The organism is Streptomyces sp. NBC_00989, from assembly GCF_045162655.1.
Classification (GTDB): domain Bacteria; phylum Actinomycetota; class Actinomycetes; order Streptomycetales; family Streptomycetaceae; genus Streptomyces.
On sequence record NZ_CP108728.1, the window covers coordinates 10807971 to 10826227 of the forward strand.

At 70.6% G+C, this 18257-nt stretch carries 15 protein-coding genes and 1 pseudogene; 11 read left to right on the plus strand and 5 right to left on the minus strand.

Features of this window, described 5'->3' with window-relative positions:
- Positions 1-68 precede the first annotated feature (68 nt).
- On the plus strand, positions 69-2039 hold the full coding sequence (locus tag OG714_RS48700) for a potassium transporter Kup (RefSeq protein WP_406130915.1): 1971 nt from the start codon (positions 69-71) through the stop codon (positions 2037-2039).
- Positions 2040-2314: 275 nt separating this feature from the next.
- Here the strand turns inward: OG714_RS48700 and OG714_RS48705 are convergent, their stop codons facing one another.
- The gene (locus OG714_RS48705) at positions 2315-3178 is read right to left on the minus strand and encodes a LysR family transcriptional regulator (protein WP_406130916.1); all 864 of its coding nucleotides are present in this window, start codon (positions 3176-3178) and stop codon (positions 2315-2317) included.
- Between the two features lie 96 nt (positions 3179-3274).
- On the opposite strand from OG714_RS48705, the gene OG714_RS48710 reads away from it, so the two are divergent.
- Together OG714_RS48710 and OG714_RS48715 are read left to right on the plus strand one after the other, a co-directional pair.
- Complete coding sequence (locus OG714_RS48710; RefSeq protein WP_406130917.1) at positions 3275-4021, plus strand: SDR family oxidoreductase; 747 nt, start codon at positions 3275-3277, stop codon at positions 4019-4021.
- Positions 4022-4423: 402 nt separating this feature from the next.
- Positions 4424-6001 (plus strand): annotated as a pseudogene (locus tag OG714_RS48715) (oleate hydratase).
- A gap of 326 nt (positions 6002-6327) precedes the next feature.
- Here the strand turns inward: OG714_RS48715 and OG714_RS48720 are convergent.
- Positions 6328-7227, minus strand: coding sequence for a hypothetical protein (locus OG714_RS48720; protein ID WP_406130918.1), 900 nt, complete (start codon positions 7225-7227; stop codon positions 6328-6330).
- A gap of 169 nt (positions 7228-7396) precedes the next feature.
- On the opposite strand from OG714_RS48720, the gene OG714_RS48725 reads away from it, so the two are divergent.
- The 5 genes from OG714_RS48725 (at position 7397) to OG714_RS48745 (ending at position 12538) form a co-directional block, all read left to right on the plus strand.
- Entirely contained in the window at positions 7397-7606 is a 210-nt protein-coding gene (locus tag OG714_RS48725) for a hypothetical protein (protein WP_406130919.1), read from the plus strand.
- Positions 7607-7782: 176 nt separating this feature from the next.
- Positions 7783-9207: a M1 family metallopeptidase gene (locus OG714_RS48730; RefSeq protein ID WP_406130920.1), complete on the plus strand. Its 1425-nt coding sequence runs from the start codon at positions 7783-7785 to the stop codon at positions 9205-9207.
- Positions 9208-9248: 41 nt separating this feature from the next.
- Positions 9249-9998, plus strand: coding sequence for a L,D-transpeptidase family protein (locus tag OG714_RS48735; RefSeq protein WP_406130921.1), 750 nt, complete (start codon positions 9249-9251; stop codon positions 9996-9998).
- Between the two features lie 18 nt (positions 9999-10016).
- Entirely contained in the window at positions 10017-10715 is a 699-nt protein-coding gene (locus tag OG714_RS48740) for a response regulator (RefSeq protein WP_406130922.1), read from the plus strand.
- Positions 10712-12538: a sensor histidine kinase gene (locus tag OG714_RS48745; protein WP_406130923.1), complete on the plus strand. Its 1827-nt coding sequence runs from the start codon at positions 10712-10714 to the stop codon at positions 12536-12538. Before OG714_RS48740 ends, OG714_RS48745 begins: the two co-directional genes overlap by 4 nt.
- 42 nt (positions 12539-12580) lie before the next feature.
- On the opposite strand, the gene OG714_RS48750 is transcribed toward OG714_RS48745, so the two are convergent.
- Complete coding sequence (locus OG714_RS48750; RefSeq protein ID WP_406130924.1) at positions 12581-13801, minus strand: saccharopine dehydrogenase family protein; 1221 nt, start codon at positions 13799-13801, stop codon at positions 12581-12583.
- Between the two features lie 121 nt (positions 13802-13922).
- Here OG714_RS48750 and OG714_RS48755 point away from each other — a divergent pair, with 121 nt between their 5' ends.
- Positions 13923-14630: a TetR/AcrR family transcriptional regulator gene (locus tag OG714_RS48755; RefSeq protein WP_406130925.1), complete on the plus strand. Its 708-nt coding sequence runs from the start codon at positions 13923-13925 to the stop codon at positions 14628-14630.
- 145 nt (positions 14631-14775) lie between these two features.
- Here OG714_RS48755 and OG714_RS48760 read toward each other — a convergent pair whose 3' ends face one another.
- Entirely contained in the window at positions 14776-15678 is a 903-nt protein-coding gene (locus OG714_RS48760; protein WP_406132200.1) for a LysR family transcriptional regulator ArgP, read from the minus strand.
- Positions 15679-15746: 68 nt separating this feature from the next.
- Here OG714_RS48760 and OG714_RS48765 point away from each other — a divergent pair, with 68 nt between their 5' ends.
- Positions 15747-16358 (plus strand): LysE/ArgO family amino acid transporter, encoded by a 612-nt coding sequence (locus OG714_RS48765; protein ID WP_406130926.1) that lies wholly within the window; start codon positions 15747-15749, stop codon positions 16356-16358.
- Positions 16359-16438: 80 nt separating this feature from the next.
- Complete coding sequence (locus OG714_RS48770; protein WP_406130927.1) at positions 16439-17749, plus strand: MFS transporter; 1311 nt, start codon at positions 16439-16441, stop codon at positions 17747-17749.
- A 2-nt stretch (positions 17750-17751) separates the two neighbouring features.
- Here OG714_RS48770 and OG714_RS48775 read toward each other — a convergent pair whose 3' ends face one another.
- Positions 17752-18201: a cyclic nucleotide-binding domain-containing protein gene (locus tag OG714_RS48775; RefSeq protein ID WP_406130928.1), complete on the minus strand. Its 450-nt coding sequence runs from the start codon at positions 18199-18201 to the stop codon at positions 17752-17754.
- Positions 18202-18257: the final 56 nt, after the last annotated feature.

Sequence of the window (18257 nt, forward strand, 5' to 3'; positions counted from 1 at the left end):
TGCATGGGTAGTGTCCGCCCCGACGCACCGGGCCTGCGGTACCGCGGTCCGCCAGAGGGAGGATCAGCATGGCCGATCGCGGGCACGGGGCCGTAGCGGACGAGGGGTCCGCGCCAGGGCCGCCGGAGGCCCGTCGCGGGAGCGTGCGGGAGGCAGTGCGGCTCGCGGTGGTGATCGGTGCTCTCGGCGTCGTCTTCGGTGACATCGGGACCAGCCCGATCTACACCCTTCAGACGGTGTTCAGCCCGAGCGACCCCCACCCTGTCCCGGTCAGCACGCAGAACGTGTACGGGGTGGTGTCGCTGGTCTTCTGGTCGGTGATGGTCATCGTCACGGTCACCTATGTGCTGCTGGCGATGCGTGCCGACAACGAGGGTGAGGGCGGCATCATGGCCCTCATCACGCTGGTGCGGCAATGGAGTTCACAACGGGGTCGGCGAACCGCCGTCGTACTGACCGGACTTGGCATCTTCGGCGCGTCGCTGTTCTTCGGCGACAGCATGATCACCCCGGCGATCTCGGTGCTGTCCGCGGTCGAGGGGCTCAAGGTCGTGGAGCCGTCGCTGGACGACGCGGTCGTACCCATCACCGCGGTGATCATCGTGGTGCTGTTCCTGGTGCAGCGGCGCGGAACCGCCGCGGTGGGCCGGGTGTTCGGGCCGGTCATGATCCTCTGGTTCACGGCCATCGGCGCGTGCGGAGTCGTAGGCATCGCCGATCACCCGGCCATCCTCCGGGCGCTGTGGCCGAGTTACGCGCTGGGCTTCCTCTTCGGTCATTTCGGCACCGCCTTCTTCGCGCTCGCCGCGGTCGTGCTGGCGGTCACCGGCGCGGAGGCGCTCTACGCGGACATGGGGCACTTCGGCCGCCGGGCCATCACGCGCGGCTGGCTGTTCCTCGTCTTCCCCGCCTGCGTCCTGAGCTACTTCGGCCAGGGCGCGCTGATCCTCGACGACCCGGACAACATCAGCAGCCCGTTCTTCCTGCTCGTGCCCCACTGGGGACGCTGGCCGATGGTCCTGCTGGCCACGGCGGCGACGGTGATCGCCTCGCAGGCGGTGATCACCGGCGCGTACTCGGTCGCCTCCCAGGCGGCCCAGCTCGGCTACCTGCCGAGGCTGCGCATCGCGCACACCTCCGAGTCCACCATCGGCCAGATCTACGTCCCCTGGATCAACTGGCTGCTCATGGTCTCGGTCCTCACCCTGGTCTTCGCCTTCCGCAGCTCCGCCGCGCTGGCCTTCGCGTTCGGCATGGCGGTCACCGGCACCATCACCATCACCACCCTGCTGTTCTTCTACGTCGCCCGCGCGAAGTGGGGCACGCCCGTGTGGCTGATCGCCACCGGCGCGACCCTGCTGCTCTCCGTCGACCTGCTGTTCGTGGCGGCCAACCTGACCAAGCTCGTCCACGGCGCGTGGCTGCCGCTGCTGATCGGGCTCACCGCGTTCACCGTCATGACGACCTGGCAGCGCGGCCGCGAAGTCGTCACCGCGGAACGAGCGGACCACGAGGGTTCCCTGCGCGAGTTCGTCGACCAACTCCGCAGCGGGGAAAGGCCGGTGCTCCAGGTCCCCGGCACAGCAGTGTTCCTGAACCGGGGCAAACAGACGGCACCCCTGGCCATGCGGGCCAACGTGGAACACAACCACGTACGGCACGAGCAGGTCGTGATCCTGTCCATCGAGACCCAACCCGTGCCCCGCGTCCCGGCCGACCGGCGGATCGTCGTCGACGGCCTCGGCTACGCCGACGACGGGATCATCCACGTCACCGCCCGGTTCGGCTACATGGAGACACCGGACGTGCCCGCGACACTGGCGATGCTCGAACCGGCCGACACCGAGGGGCCGTTGCTGCTCGACCAGGCGTCCTACTTCCTGTCGACGATCGAGCTCCGGCGCGGCCCGGCACCGACGATGGCCCCCTGGCGCAAACGGCTGTTCATCGCCACCTCCCACATCACGGCCGACGCCGCCGAGCACTTCGGCCTGCCCCGCGACCGGACGATCATCATGGGCTGGCACATCGAGGTGTAGACGCGCCCATCTCCTACGGCCCCTCGATGCGGACGGCGGTCGGTCCTGGTGGATGGTGACCGTCGTCCAGAGGCCTGGCCCTCGTTGATGAGGGACCTAGCTGGTGAAGTCGGTTTGCTGGCGCGGACGTTGGCCGTCCAGGTCGGCGTGCTCGTCGGAACTTCCGCATCGGCAGACGACCGCAGGGACACCTTGCCGCTGCCCTCGCCACCCTGCACCACCAGGTCGCCGGCCTCTCCTTGCGCGAGGTCGCCGGTACGACACCTCGAAGAAGGTCATAGCTGTACGGCCGTGCGGATCAGCCCGGCGAGGGCGAGCGAGCGACTGTGCGCGGGCCAGGCGATGTGGGTGACGACGGGGGGTGCGTCGGTCAGGGGGACGGCGGCGTGCCCGGCCCACAGCCAGGAACGGGCGGAGTCGGGAAATACGGCCATGGTGCGCCCGAGGGCGATCAGTTGGGCCAGTTGCGTCTGGTCGTGGATCTCGGGGCCGAGGCCCGGCGGGTACGTGCCGTCGCGGGGCCAGCGGGCGCGCGGAAGATCGGGGACGTCGTCGACGTCGGCCAGGGACAACGTCTCGCGTGCGGCGAGTGGGTGACCGGCGGGCAGGACGGCGATCTGCCCCTCCGACATCAGCGCCTCGCTGTCGAACCCGGCGAGGGAGTTGTACGGCGCGTGCATGAGCGCCACATCGGCGCGGCCGTCGCGCAGCAGCTCCGGCTGCTCACACATGCCGCACGGCAGCACCTCGATCTCGGCGGCGCGGGGTTCGGCCGCGTAGGCGTCGAGAAGCTTCCGCAGCAGCTCGTGGGAGGCGGCGGCCTTCACCGCCAGCACCAGGCGGTCGCGGGGACCGTCCGGACGGTCGGCGCCACCGGCGCGACGGGTCCGGCGAGCGGCGGCGGTACTCGCGTCGAGGGCCGCACGGCCCTCGTGCAGCAGCACCTCTCCGGCACCGGTCAGGGCGACACCGCGCCGGTTGCGTTCCAACAGACAGACGCCGAGGCGCCGTTCGAGCTGCTGGATCGCCCGGGACAGCGGCGGTTGGGCCATGCCGAGGCGCTCGGCGGCGCGGCCGAAGTGCAGTTCCTCGGCCACGGCCAGGAAGTACCTCAACTCGCGGGTCTCCAAGGCGTCCATGGCCACAGCGTAGCTTCCGGGTGATACCCACCGGGTATGACAGAGCACCGAATCGGTGTTGGCCGCACCGCTCGCCCGCGAGTGACGATCAATGGCATGAGCGAAACGAAGACCGCGAAGACCGCGCTGGTGACCGGCGCGAACAAGGGAATCGGGTACGAGATCGCGGCCGGGCTGGGTGCCCTCGGGTACCGCGTGGGCGTGGGAGCCCGTGAGGAGGTCCGGCGCGAGAGTGCCGTGGAGAAGCTGCGTGCCGCCGGGGTGGACGCGTTCGGGGTGCCGCTGGAGGTGACCGGCGACCGAAGCGTCGCCGATGCCGCGGAACTGGTCGAACGACGGGCCGGGCGCCTGGACGTCCTGGTCAACAACGCCGGTATCTCAGGGGACATGGGGCCGGATTGGGTCCAGGACCCGACCACACTCGACCTCGACCTCGTCCGCACGGTCGTGGAGACCAACGTCATCGGCGTCATCCGGGTGACCAACGCGATGCTGCCGCTCCTGCGGCGCTCGGCCTCGCCCCGCATCGTCAACGTCTCCAGTGCCGTCGCCTCCCTGACCCGGCAGGCGGACCCGGACATCGAGATCGGCCCCGTCATGGCGGCCTACTCGCCCTCGAAGTCGTTCCTCAACGCCGTCACCGTGCAGTACGCCCGGCAGTTGGCCGACACGAACATCCTGATCAACGCCGCCTGTCCGGGCCTGGTCGCGACCGACTTCACCGGCTTCCACGGACCCCGCACCCCCGAGCAGGGCGCGGCCACAGCGATCCGGCTCGCCACACTGCCCGACGGCGGCCCCACCGGCTCGTTCTTCGAGGACGGCGGAGTCATTCCCTGGTAGCCCGCGGTCTGTTGTGATCACGGTGGGGGGTGCGTACCTCCACGGGGCCGTCCATCACCATGCGCAGCACACGGCCACGCCGTCGACACCTCAACCACCCACCTGCGCACACCAGTCGACGTCACGACGAGGTGAGGGTCTGGTCGCCCTGAAGCCTCTCGCATCGGTTGTCAGCGCTTGACCCGGCCACGGAGCGCAAGTGCTGCGAGGGCGAGCAGTGCGGGTTCGAGGTGCCGCGGCGGTCGAGATCCCTTCCGGACTCACAGCTCACTCGTTCGGCCCCGCCCTGCTGCGAGCGCACAGCCCGCGCCCGACGCTGGGGAAGCCGACCGCACGCCGGTGAAGTGCCCGTGCCTCCGCCCGGGCCGCCCGTGGTCGTGGCTTGAAGGAGGGACGGCGTTCATGGCGAAGGCTTACCTGGTGGGCAGCGGTATCGCGGCCTTGTCGGCGGCGGCGTTCCTGATCCGTGAGGGTGGGTTCGTGGGGTCGGACATCCTGCTCCTGGAGGAGCAGGACCGGAAGGGCGGCAGCCTGGACGCGGCCGGTTCGCCCGAGACCGGGTACACGATGCGTGGTGGCCGGATGTTCTAGGTCCACTTCGACTGCACGTACGACCTGTTGGGCTCGATCCCGTCGCTGGACGACCCGTCGAAGTCGGTGACCGAGGACACCTTCGCCTTCCACGAGGACTTCGCCTGGGACGACCACGCCCGGCTCGTCGACGCGGCGGGCAAGGTGGTCGACACACACTCCATGGGCTTCTCCGAGCGTGACCGGCTGGAGCTGGTGAAGTGCGTGGGCACCCCGGAGCGGCTGCTGGACGGCAAGCGCATCACGGACTGCTTCAGCGAGGGCTTCTTCCGCACGAACTTCTGGTGGATGTGGTGCACCACGTTCGCCTTCGAACCGTGGCACAGCGCGATCGAGTTCCGCCGCTATCTCAACCGCTTCGTCCATCTCTTCAAGACCTTCGACTCCATGTCGGGGATCTACCGGACCCGCTTCAACCAGTACGACTCCATCGTGCGCCCCCTGTCGAAGTGGCTGACCGAGCAGGGTGTGACCGTCCAACTCGGCACGCGGGTCACCGACTTGCGGCTGGCCGAAGGGGACGCGCTCACCGTCGAGGCCCTCACCTGGACGCGGGAGGGGCGCACTGAGGAGACGGTGCTCGGGCCCGGTGACCTGGTGCTGGTCACCAACGGCTCGATGACGGCCGACTCGACGCTCGGCTCCACCGACACCGCGCCCGTGCTGGACACGTCCGGCGACGCGGGGTCCTGGCGGCTGTGGGAGATCCTCGCGGCGAAGCAGCCCGGTCGGCCGGGCCGACTGGGGGACCCGTCGGTCTTCAACTCCTCCATCACGGACTCCACTTGGGCGTCCTTCACGGTGACGACGAAGGATCCGACCTTCTTCGAGCTGATGGAGAAGTTCAGCGGCAGCGAGGCCGGCAAGGGCGGCCTGATCACGTTCAAGGACTCCAACTGGCTGCTGACCATCGTCCTCAACCACCAGCCGCACTTCCGCGAGCAGCCGGAGGACACCTTCGTGTGGTGGGGCTACGGCCTCTTCCCGGACAGGGAGGGCGACTTCGTCCGCAAGCCGATGGGTCAGTGCACGGGCCGGGAGATCCTGGACGAGGTCCTGCACCATCTCCGTTTCGAGGAGAGTCCGCAGATCCTCGATCACTCGATCGTGATCCCGGCGCTGATGCCATACATCACCAGTCAGTTCCTGGTCCGCGGCGCGGGAGACCGGCCGCAGGTCGTCCCGGAGGGCTCCACCAACCTGGCCTTCATCGGCCAGTACGCCGAGGTCCCCGACGACGTCGTCTTCACCGTCGAGTACTCGGTACGCACCGCCTGGACCGCCGTAGCCCAACTCCTGGGCCTGGAACGGCAACCACCGCCGGTGTACAAGGGCGGGCACGACCCGAAGGTACTGGTCGAGGCACTCCAGACGATGCACCGGCGCTGAGCCTCTGGGGCTTCACCACCTTCAACTACACCTCCACAGTGGCCAGACGCGCCGTCCCCAGGCTTCCGAGGGATCCGGCCAGCGAACCGGGGCCAACCAGGCCCCGGCAGGCGGAAGTTCGAGCTGGCTGGCCGCATGCAGCCGGGTCAGGGGCCTCCCATGGCCACCCAACTGGGTGGTGGAACCGTCCACGTGAGAGGGCGTTGTCGCCCGAGGTCACGCGGAAGGGTGCCCGGCTGGGAGGAAACCCGCCGGGCACCCTTCCGCGATCACCGTCCCGGTGTTTCGGACCACCGGGCGGACCAACTGGCGGGGTGCCTACCGCCTCATCGCGACGTCAGGCCGGTTATCCGCCACAGGCCGTCGCCGCCGCTGCCGGTGGTGTACGCGTCCCCGGATGCCGCCAGCGAGAAGCTGAAGGCGTTGATCCCGAGGAGGTTGGTGACGTGGGACTGCACCCCGGTGACGGCGTTCACCCGCTTCACCTCGTCGCCGACGAAGAAGTAGACCAGGCCGTCGCCGCCGACGGAGATCGACGTGGGTTCGTAGGTCTCGCCGGCCAGCACACGTGTCGCACCCGTGGCCACGTTCGTCTGCAGAATGCGGCCTTGGCCCATGTCCGCGGTGTAGGCGAGTCCCGCCTTGTCGAAGGCGAGGCCGTAGGAGAAGCCGAGCCCCGTGGCCACCACACGCGCTGTCCCGCCGTCCGGGACGGCGACGATCTCTCCGTTGCCGTCGGTGACATAGGTGGTGGTACCGAAGCGGGCCACGCCGAAGAGCGAGGGCAGGCCGGCGGCCAGGGTACGGCGGCTGCCCGTGGCGAGGGAGACCTGTTGAAGCGTGCCGCCGAAGCTGGTGATGTACGCGTTGCCGTCGGCGACGGCCACTCCCCGGAGGTTGCCCAGCCCGGTGGTGACCGTGTCGAGCGCTCCGGTGGCCAGGTCGAGCTTGAGCAGATCGCCTCCCGAGTACGCCAGATAGACCGCGCCGGCGTTGTCGGGGGCGATGGCGACCGGGGAGCCGGCCGCCGGCGCGATCCGCACGCAGTCCGTGGACGGGCACTTGACGTCCCCCGTCGCGGCAACTGCCGGAGCGGCGAGGGTCATTGACGCGCCCGACGCCAGCAACGCGCCGAGTGCCAGCGCCACGCCCAGCGCGCGCCCGCGTCGGGTGAGCGAGCGGGCGGGACGATCGAGCGGGAGTCGCGTCGCGGTTCCAGATCTCATCATTGAGTCCATCCGTTCCTGTCCGTCGACGATGGGTGCGCCCACGGGATCGCCGCGGGCGCCGCACTGGCTACGTACGGGGGTACGGAGAGGTTCACCGCGGAGGGCCCGGACTTTCTCCGGGCACGCTGGAGCAGATCTACCGCTCGTCCATCGGCGACAAGCCGCTGTGGGCCCCCGGCCGGAGGGGCCCCGGGAGTGCCTGGTCACGAACCACTCCGCCGAGTACCTCCTCAGGCTCACCGACGAGACCGAGACGGCCGTCCTGCGCGCATTGGCGGGCCGCACCCTCGCCGAGGGCCTGGACGAGTTGCGCGCCGTCGACCGGGCCGCCGCTGCTCCCGCTCCGGAACCTCCGCTCCTCGCGCCCAGCCACTAGGCGCTGAACAAATTGCCGGCCAGTAGCTGCACAACACGTTGCCGTCCACTGACTGCTCAACACCTTTCCGGCCACTGGCCGCTCAACAAGTTTGCTGTAACAAGAGGGAATCCGAGGGAGTCGGCGGCCTAGGCTCTGAGGCGGATGATCAACCCCCCTCACCCGTAGGAGCGCATGTGACGCCACCCAGGCAGCAGTCCACAAGACGCACCGCTGTCCTCCGCCGCAGCGCAGTCGTGGCCACCGTCCCCGTCGCCCTCGCGGCCCTGCTCGCGGCCGCCGCGCCCGCGGGCGCGGCGACGATCGGTTCGGCCGGCGCGGGAGACCCGTACTTCCCGCTCTCCGGCAACGGCGGCTACCACGTCGCCCACTACGACCTGACGCTCCGGTACGACCCGACGAGTCGCCACCTGGAGGGCAAGGCGGTCCTCACCGCCCGCGCCACCGAGAAGCTCACCCGCTTCGACCTCGACTTCAAGGGCCTCAAGGTCACCGGTCTCACCGTCGACCGCGCCAAGGCGGACTTCCGCCGCGACGGACAGGAACTCGTCGTCACCCCGCGCCGGGCCGTGCGCAAGGGGCAGCGGTTCCAGGTCGCCGTCACCTACAACGGCATCCCCCAGCAGGTCACCGACCCGGACGGCTCGGCCGACGGCTGGATCGCCACCGACGACGGTGCCTTCGTGGCCGGTGAGCCGCAGGGCGCGATGACGTGGTTCCCGGCGAACAGCCACCCCAAGGACAAGTCGTCGTACGACTTCACGATCACGGTTCCGCAGGGGCGCACCGCGGTCGCCAACGGTGTTCTCCTCGGGCAGAAGACCTCGCACGGGAAGACCACGTTCCGCTGGCACGCGCCGGAGCCGATGGCCGCCTATCTCGCCACGGCGACGGTCGGGAAGTTCAAGGTCGAGCAGTACACCACCCGCGACGGCGTCAAGGTGTACAACGCCGTCGACCCGCGTGAAGCCACCGCCGCCGCGCCCGTGTTGAAGAAGCTGCCCTCCGTCCTGGAGTGGGAGAGCAAGCTGTTCGGGCCGTATCCGTTCCGCTCGGCCGGGTCGATCGTCGACCACGCGCCGGACGTCGGGTACGCGCTGGAGACGCAGGGGCGGCCGATCTACGACTCGGCGCCGGACCTGAGCACCCTGGTGCACGAGAACGCCCACCAGTGGTTCGGGGACTCCGTGTCGCTGACCTCCTGGAAGGACATCTGGCTCAACGAGGGCTTCGCCACCTACGCGGAGTGGCTCTACAGCGAGCAGCACGGCGGCAAGACCGCCCAGCAGAACTTCGACGCCCTGTACGCCCGCAAGGCGAGTGACGACCTGTGGGCGTTCCCGCCCGGAGACCCGGGCAGCGGCGCCAACATCTTCGGCACACCGGTCTACGCCCGCGGAGCCATGGCCCTGCACGAACTGCGCCTGGCCGTCGGCGACAAGACCTTCTTCACGATCCTGCGGGCCTGGGCGAGCGGACACCGCTACGGGCACGGAACCACAGCGCAGTTCATCAGCCTGGCGGAGCGGAAATCGGGCACAAGCCTGGATGTCCTCTTCCACACCTGGCTCTACACGAAAGGCAAGCCGACCCAGCCGTAGGAGCTGACGAGTTCCTCACATGTGTCGGTCATCGTCGACTCATGATCACTCGTATTCCCTCGGTCGCACTGGTCGCCGCATCCGTTCTCCTCACGGGATGCGGCGGCGGTGCGCTGGCGGCGACGGACCACGCGTCCACCCCCTCGCCCGCTGCCTCCTCGTCCGCGCCGTCGCCCTCGTCGGAGGTGTCCGCCGAGGCGGCTCCCCGCCAACTCCCGGGCGTGGGGCCGAAGATGCTGGCGCGAATACCGGCGAGCACCGAGCAGGTCGTCCTGGTGACCGGCCGGGGCGAGGACTCGCCCCGCTCCACCCTCGCCCTGTACGAGCGCACCGACGACGGCTGGGAGCAGACCGCGAGCTGGGCCGCGCACAACGCGCTCAAGGGCTGGTCCAATCACCACATGGCCGGTGACCTGCGCTCGCCGGTCGGTGTCTTTTCGCTCACCGACGCGGGCGGTCTGCTCAAGGACCCCGGCACCAAGCTGTCGTACGACCGAGGGAGGGGCTTCGTGTCGCCCGGCACCGGCTTCGAGGGCGAACCCCTCGCCGGGTCCTTCGACTACGTGATCGCCATCAACTACAACCGGCGGCCCGGCACTTCGCCCCTCGACTGGACCCGCCCCCTCGGCTCCTCGCGCGGCGGCGGCATCTGGATCCACGTCGACCACGGCGGCCCCACCCACGGCTGCGTCAGCATCGCCGAGGACCACATGAAGGAACTCCTGCGCACCCTGGATCCCGCCCGGCACCCCGTCGTCGTCATGGGCGCCGCCGCCGCCCTCGGCCGCTGACCGCCTAGGATCCGCCAGGTGTGCGCACATGTGCTGGTCGCCGAGGACGACGAGATGCAGGCCGAGCTGATACGACGCTCCCTGCTGACGGAAGGGCACACCGCGACCGTGGTCCACGACGGCGCCGCCGCCATCGCGGCGGCCCGCGAACTCAGACCCGACCTCGTGGTGCTCGACCTCATGCTGCCCGTGATCGACGGCTTCGGGGTGTGCCGGGTGCTGCGCGGCGAGGACGACATCCCCGTGCTGATGCTCACCGCCCGCTCCACCGAGGACGACGTCCTGCTCGGTCTCGAACTCGGCGCCGACGACTACATGACCAAGCCGTACAGCCCGCGCGAGCTGATGGCCCGCATCCGCACGGTCCTGCGGCGCAGTGGCCGGGCCAGCGCGGACCGGCAGGAGGACACCGTCGTACGGGCGGCGGGGCTGTCCGTCGACGCGGTACGCCACGAGGTGCGCTGCGACGGAGCGCCCGTCGACTGCACACCGGCGGAGTTCGAGATCCTCCTCGCGATGACCGCCGAGCCCGAACGGGTCTTCTCCCGGCGGCAGTTGCTCCAGTTCACCCGGGGCCTGGACCGGGCTTCCACGGAACGGGCCGTCGACGTGCACATCATGAACCTGCGCCGGAAGATAGAGGCCGACCCGCGCCGGCCGGTCCGGCTGCTGACCGTGTTCGGCGTCGGCTACAAGCTGCGCGGCGGTCGCGCGTGAGGCCCCGGATACCGCTGCGCAAGCGGTTGCTGGTCCGGTTGCTCGTCGCCACCGTGCTGATCGCGCTCTGCTCGGTCGGCGCGACGGCCTGGCTGGCGGTGCAGACCACCACCCGGGCCATCCGGGAGGAACAGGGCCAGGACCTCGCGGACGACATGCGCATCCTCGCGCAGCTCAGCGGATACGCCGCGACGCACCCCGAGTGGAAGGGCGTCGAACCCTCCGTCCGCGCACTGTCGAAGAAGATGGGCCGGCGCATCGCCCTCACGACCTCCGACCGCACCCTCATCGCGGACTCCGCACGGCACGGCACCTCCCTGCCGCCCCGCGCCGCCGCCAGCGTCGACCCCCTGCACACCGACACGTACACGGAACCCGGCGCGCAGCTCAGCGGTCTCGACCCCCGGGTCGTCGGACCGTACCGGCTGACCGCGAAGGAGCGGGTCCGGCTGGCGGGGCTGGCCAAGGAACGGCAGGCGTGCTTCGCCCAGAACGGCATCGACACGACCATCACGGTGACGCCGAGCGGCCGCCCCGTCCTCAACGACGCGGACGGCAACAACGCGAACGGCGACGTGCCCGAGATGTGCGCCGACGGGAAGCTCAACACCCCGACCGCCACCGAGAGCAAGGCGTTGAAGAGCCTGATCGTGAGCGCCCAGCCCTGCATGGCGCGGGACGGCCTGAGCTTCAAGGTCCCGTACTTCGGGGTCGACACCTCCGACAAGAGCCTCGGCTCCCGCTATGTCACGGGCGAGTACAACAAACTGGGTGACGCGGCCGACATACGCAAGGCGCAGGCCTGCACCGACAACGCCCGCCGCGCCCAACTCGCCCCCTACGTCGCGCCGGTGGCCGAACTCTTCCTGGGCGGCGGGGACACCACCGCACCCCGCTTCGACGTCTCCCCGGCGAACAAGGCCAAGGTCGTCGGCGCGGCGGCGGCCGTACTGGCGCTCACGGTCCTGGTGACGGCCGTCGTCGCCACGAGACTCGTACGCCCCCTGCGTGCCCTGACCGAAGCGGCCCAGCAGCCACCGGAGTTGCACGTCCGGGTGCCGGTGAGGACCAGGGACGAGACGGGCATCCTGGCCGAGGCGTTCAACGACCTCACCGAACGCCGGGAACGCATGGAGGCCCAGCGCAAGGCCATGGTCAGCGACATCGCGCACGAACTGCGCAGCCCCCTCACCAACATCCGCGGCTGGCTGGAGGTCACCCGGGACGGCTTCGTCGAGCCCGACCCGGCCCTGCTCGGCTCCCTGCACGAGGAGGCGATGGTCCTCCAGCGGGTCATCGACGACCTCCAGGACCTCGCCGCCGCCGACGCCGGCACTCTGCGCCTGCACCGCGAACCCGTGCGCGTCGAGGACCTCGTCGACCAGGTCGTCGCCGCGTACCGCGTCTCCGCCGACACGGCCGGGGTCGCCCTGACCGGCAAGACGGACAACTCCCTCTGGCTGGAGGCGGATCCGGTCCGCATGCGCCAGGTGCTCGGCAACCTCGTGTCGAACGCGCTGCGGCACACGCCCGCCGACGGCACCGTCACCGTGGCCGCGTGGCGCGACGGCGACGACATCGTCCTGACGGTCGCCGACACCGGCGCCGGCATCGCCCCCGAGGGCCTCCCGCACGTCTTCGAACGCTTCTGGCGCGCCGACCAGTCCCGCAGCCGCCGCACCGGAGGCAGCGGCCTGGGCCTGTCCATCGTCCGCGACCTGGTCGCCGCCCACGACGGCACGGTCGAGGCGGCGAGCGAACCCGGCGCCGGTTCCGTGTTCACGCTGCGGCTGCCCAACTCCGGTGCGCCGGAAGGAGATTGACGTTCACTCAACTCGGCTCGACCCCGGGGGAGTTGATGCCGGTCACTGCTCCCGCAGGCCCCAGGGAGACCCGTACTCCGTCAGCAGGTCCAGGAACGGACCGGCCGGGAACGCCTCCGGCCCCAGTACGCCCGCGCCCGTCCACGCCCCCGTGGCCAGCAACTCCAGCGCGATCACCGGGTTGATCGCGGTCTGCCAGACCACGGCCTGGGAACCGTACTCCGCCATCGACCACTGGTTGTCGACCACGTGGTAGAGATACACGTCGCGCGGCGCCCCGTCCTTCGTGCCGCGCACCCACGTGCCCGCACACGTCTTGCCGTGCATACGGTCGCCCAGCGTCGCGGGGTCGGGCAGGCAGGCGGCGACAACATCCCTCGGCGATACGGCGGTCGGGCCCGAGGCACTCGGCACCGTGACCGGCTCGGTGCGGTCAAGTCCCAGCAGATGCAGGGTCTTGAGGGTCTCGATGAACTCATTGCCGAGCCCGTACTTGAAGGTGACCCGGCGCGCGTCGACCCAGCGCGGCACGAGCAGCACCTCCTCGTGCTCCACGTTCACGCACTCGACCGGGCCGATGCCCTCGGGGAAGTCGAACACCTCGGGCTCGCTGAACGGTTCCGTGGTGAACCAGCCCCGGTCGGCCTCGTAGACCACCGGCGGGTTCAGGCACTCCTCGATCGTGGTCCAGATACTGAAGGAGGGCGCGAAGTCGTAGCCGTCGACGGTGAGGTTCGCCCCGTCGCGGATGCCGATCTCCTCGATCTCGTCGAAGAGTTCGTCGGCCGCGTACCGCGCGAACACGTCCGAGAGCCCCGGCTCCACACCCATCCCGACGAGCGCAAGCGCACCCGCCTTCTCCCACTCCTCCGCCTCCGCGAACTGCGCGTCGCCGAGCTTGACCCCGCACTCCTCGTACGGACGCTCGGGATGCGGCCGGGACAACGACATGGCCATGTCGAGGTAGTCGGCCCCGGCGGCCCGCGCCGCACGGAACAGGGGCAGGACGAAGCGCGGGTCGGTCGCGTTCAGCAGCACATCGCACTCGTGCGCACGCAGCGCCGCCGCGACGGCCGCCTCGTCGCTCGCGTCCAGCCGCTCGGCGCGGAACCGGGCGCCGTCCGCCCCGAGCGCCGCGACCGCGGCCTCCGCCCGGGACAGGTCGTAGTCGGCGACGACCATCGCGTCGAAGAACGGACGCCGGGCCGCGATCCGGGTGACCGCGGTACCCACACCACCGGCTCCCACGAGCAGTACACGCATGGCAAGAACTCCTTCACTGCCGAAATCTCACCGGCGATACAACGCCGGTCGCACGGATAAGGTCAATGGCGTTGGCATAAGAACGCGCATGGACGTACAGGGACACGTAGAGGAGGCCGCGATGCCGAAACCGGTGGTGTCCGAGGAGAAGCGCCGACGGCGCCGCCCCACCAAGAGCGGCACCGTCCTGTCCGAGCGGCTGATCGTCGACACGGCCCTGCGCATGCTGCGCGAACACGGCAGCGCGGGCCTGACCGCCCGCCGCCTGGGCTTGGCCCTGGACGCCGATCCGAGCACGCTCTACCGCTACTTCCGCGGCATGGACGAGCTGACCCTGGCCATCGGTGACGCCCTCGTCGGGCAGGCGCTGCGGGGCTGGGAGCCGACGGGGGAGTGGCGGGCGGACCTGCGCGCGATCGGCCTGCGCATCCACGCCGCGTACGTCGCCCACCCGCAGGCCGCCCAGCTCACCGCGAGCCGGGTCACCGGCCGGGCCAACGAACTGGCCGCGGACGAGGCGGTGTTGGACGTGCTGCGCAGGGCCGGGTTCCCATTGCCGGACACCGTGCGGATCTACCACGCGTTCATCGACCAGACCCTGGCCTTCGCAGCCCTGGACGCCGCGTCCCTCGCCCTGCCGAGCGCGGCTCTCCGCGCCGACGAGGACATGTGGCGCTCGACCTACGCCCGCCTGCCCCGCACCACCCACCCCCGCATCGCCGAGGCGGCCCCGCTCCTGGCGGCCCGCATGGCCGACAGCGCGTATCCGACGGCCCTGGAGATGCTGCTGGACAGCGCGGCCGCCCGACTGAAGGCCACGCGTCCCTGACCCGCACGCACGAGGTCCACCGCGATGCGAAGCGCCCGATAGGGGCGCGGGGAACTGCGCGACCAGCCACGACGGCGCCGCACCGGAACAACGGCACGTAGCGCCCCCGCGGCGGAGCCGCACATCGACACGACCGATGGCACGCTCAGCCTCGCAACGCCTCGTCCGCCGCCTCCACGACCGCCCCCGCCACGGCCGCCAACGCCGGTGAGTCCAGCTTCCACTGCTGCCAGTACAGCGGCACGTCGACCGACCGTTCCGGCGCGAAGTTCACCAGCCGCCCGGCACTCAACAGCGGGGCGGCCTGCATCTCCGGCACCATGCCCCACCCCAACCCCGCTGCGACGGCCTCGACGAAGCCCTCCGAGGTCGGCACGAGATGCCGTACCGCACTCGCACCACCCTGCCCGCGCCGCAGCCGTCGTACGAAGGTGTCCTGGAAGTCGTCGAGCCGGTCGAAGGTGACCACCGGGGCCTCGGCCAGGGCGTCCCGCAGCGGACCGTCGCCCAGATACGTCTCTCTGAACTCCGGGTTCGCGACCGGGAGATAGCGCATCCGCCCCAGCGCCCGCACCGAGCAGCCCGGGACGGCGTCCGGTGACGAGGTCACCGCCGCCATGACCAGGCCCTCGCGGAGCAGGGCCGCCGTGTGGTCCTCGTCCTCGCGGCGGAGTTCGAAGCAGACCCGGAGTTCGCGCGGGACGCGGGTGAGGGCGCCCAGGAACCAGGTGGCCAGCGAGTCGGCGTTCACGGCGATCGACACCCGGATCGCTTCCCCGGCCCCGCTCATCCCCAGCTCGGCGCGCGCGTCCCGTTCCAGGCGGGCCAGTTGGCGGGCGAACCGCACGACCACCTCACCGGACTCGGTCGTCCGGACCGGCTTGGTGCGGAGCAGGAGGACCCGGCCGGTGCGCTGCTCCAGGGCCTTCACGCGCTGGCTGACCGCCGAGGGCGTCACATGCAGGGCGGAGGCCGCCGCGTCGAACGTGCCCTCGTCCACCACCGCGAGCAGCGTGCGTACCTGGTCGAGGGGAAGCTCCGAAACCATCACGAGCGCTAATGTTACGTAAGAATCTTTAGCTGTACTCCTGATGCCGACGTCCCTAGCGTCGAGGCGTGACCAACGCACTGTCCGCCGCCGCCGCGGGATTCGGCACCGGCCTCTCCCTCATCGTCGCCATCGGCGCCCAGAACGCCTTCGTCCTGCGCCAGGGCATCCGCCGCGACGCCGTCCTCGCCGTCGTCGGCATCTGCGCCCTCTCGGACGCGCTCCTCATCGCGCTGGGCGTTGGCGGGGTAGGCGCGGTCGTGGTCGCCTGGCCGGGCGTGCTGAAGGCGGTCGGGCTCGTCGGCGGCGCCTTCCTGCTCTGCTACGGCGTCCTCGCCGCCCGCCGGGTGTTCCGGCCCGCCGCCCTGCACGCCGGGGGCGAGACGGCCGGCTCGCGCCGCCGGGCCGTCCTCACCTGCCTGGCGATGACCTGGCTCAACCCGCACGTGTACCTGGACACCGTGTTCCTGCTCGGCTCCATCGCCGCCGCCCACGGCCCGCTGCGCTGGACCTTCGGACTCGGCGCCGTCTGCGCCAGCCTGTGCTGGTTCACCGCGCTCGGCTTCGGCGCCCGCCTGCTCAGCCGCTTCCTCGCCAAGCCCTCCGCCTGGCGGGTGCTGGACGGCCTGGTCGCCGCGACGATGATCGGCCTCGGCGCAACGCTGGTGGCCGGAGCGTGAGATGGCGGATTCGGCAGCCACAGCAGGTGCTGCGATAGTGAACCCTGGTCGATTAGATGTAGCGAGCAACCAGGAAGCCAGTGGACACGAGCGAGAGCACCGACAGCGGCACGGAACCCGAGTCGCAGAAGGACCGGGAACCGGCGACGGGCCCCCGGCACGGCTGGCGCCGCTGGGCGATGGACACCCGCCCGCTGCGCATCCCCGCCTACCGCCGGCTGTGGTCCTCGACCATCGTCACGGCCGTCGGCAGCCAGCTCACCGCCGTCGCCGTACCCAAGCAGATCTACGACATCACCGGCTCCTCCGCCTGGGTCGGCGCCGCCAGCATGGCCGGCCTGCTGCCGCTCATCGTGTTCGCGCTGTGGGGCGGCTCGCTCGCCGACAGCATGGACCGCCGCAAACTGCTGCTGATCACCAACAGCGGCATCGCCGTGACCTCGGTGCTGTTCTGGGTCCAGGCCGCCACCGGGCTCGAGTCCGTGGGCGCGCTGATGGTGCTGCTCGCCGTGCAGCAGGCCTTCTGGGGTCTCAACGCGCCCGCCCGCAACGCCTCCATCGCCCGCCTGGTCCCCGCCGGGCAGCTGCCCGCCGCCAACGCCCTCGGCTCGACCGTCATGCAGACCGGCCAGGTCGTCGGACCGCTCCTCGCGGGCGCCCTCATCCCGGTCATCGGCCTGCCCGAGCTGTACCTCATCGACGCGCTGGCCCTGTGCGTCACGCTCTGGGCGGTCGTCAAGCTGCCCTCGCTGCCGCCCCTGGACTCCGCGACACCGCGGCGCGCGGGCTGGCGCGAGGTCGCCGCCGGCTTCCGCTACATCTCCCTGCACAAGGTCCTGCTGCTGTCCTTCCTCGCCGACATCATCGCGATGGTCTTCGGCATGCCCCGAGCCCTGTTCCCGCAACTCGCCGCCCAGACCTACGCGCCCTACGGCGAGGGCCTCGCGCTCGGCATGCTGTTCGCGGCGATCCCGATCGGGGCGGTGGTCGGCGGACTGTTCTCCGGCACGTTCTCGCGGGCCCGGCGGCACGGCTGGATGGTGATCGGCGCGGTCGTCGCCTGGGGCGCCGCCATCACCGGGTTCGGGCTGAGCAGCAACCTGTGGATCGGCGTGGTGTTCCTGGCCGCAGCCGGGGTCGCCGACATGGTCTCCATGGTGTTCCGCGGGGCCATCCTGCTGTCCGCCGCCACCGACGAGATGCGCGGCCGTATGCAGGGCGTCTTCACCGTCGTGGTGGCGGGCGGGCCGCGCCTCGCCGACGTGCTGCACGGCACGGCCGGTTCGGCCCTCGGGCCGCGTACGGCGGTCGCCGGCGGCGGCATCCTGGTCATCGTCATCATGCTGACCCTGGCCGCCACGGTCCCGGCGCTGCGCCGCTACCGCATCTGACCTCAGACCGGCCGATGGATCGCGTAGTGCTCCATCAGCTTGCTCCGGGTCAGCTCCAGCCGGTGCGCGAGGATCTCCGCGACGATCCGGACCAGGGAGAGCCCGAGCAGCGGGTCCTCCACGCACAGGGCGAGGACGGCCGCCGCGTCGAACTCGTAGGCCCGCACGGCACTGAACGCCTCCGCGCCGAAGTCCCACTTGTACGGCGGGAACAGCCACGACCAGCCGAGCAGGTCGCCCGCGCCGAGCGTGGCCACGGTGACCCGCTGCTGCGCGGTGACCCGCTGGTCGAGCGAGACGGCGCCGGAGCGGACGACCCAGAAGCGGTCGGCCGTGCCGTCCGCCTCGAAGATCCTGGAGTCCTCGGCGAAGGAGACCTCTTGCGCGAGCTCCATCAGCCGTTCGCGCTGGGTCTGGGGCAGGGCGGTCAGCAGTTTTATCGCTTGGGTCATGGCACAGGGCTCCTCGCCGGCAGCGGATCCGGAATTCTCCCTACGCCCATTTCAGC

Coding starts and splice junctions, on each gene's coding strand:
- OG714_RS48700 (WP_406130915.1), top strand. CDS start 69: ATGGCCGATCGCGGGCACGGGGCCGTAGCGGACGAGGGGTCCGCGCCA.
- OG714_RS48705 (WP_406130916.1), bottom strand. CDS start 3,178: ATGGACGCCTTGGAGACCCGCGAGTTGAGGTACTTCCTGGCCGTGGCC.
- OG714_RS48710 (WP_406130917.1), top strand. CDS start 3,275: ATGAGCGAAACGAAGACCGCGAAGACCGCGCTGGTGACCGGCGCGAAC.
- OG714_RS48720 (WP_406130918.1), bottom strand. CDS start 7,227: ATGAGATCTGGAACCGCGACGCGACTCCCGCTCGATCGTCCCGCCCGC.
- OG714_RS48735 (WP_406130921.1), top strand. CDS start 9,249: ATGATCACTCGTATTCCCTCGGTCGCACTGGTCGCCGCATCCGTTCTC.
- OG714_RS48750 (WP_406130924.1), bottom strand. CDS start 13,801: ATGCGTGTACTGCTCGTGGGAGCCGGTGGTGTGGGTACCGCGGTCACC.
- OG714_RS48755 (WP_406130925.1), top strand. CDS start 13,923: ATGCCGAAACCGGTGGTGTCCGAGGAGAAGCGCCGACGGCGCCGCCCC.
- OG714_RS48760 (WP_406132200.1), bottom strand. CDS start 15,678: ATGGTTTCGGAGCTTCCCCTCGACCAGGTACGCACGCTGCTCGCGGTG.
- OG714_RS48775 (WP_406130928.1), bottom strand. CDS start 18,201: ATGACCCAAGCGATAAAACTGCTGACCGCCCTGCCCCAGACCCAGCGC.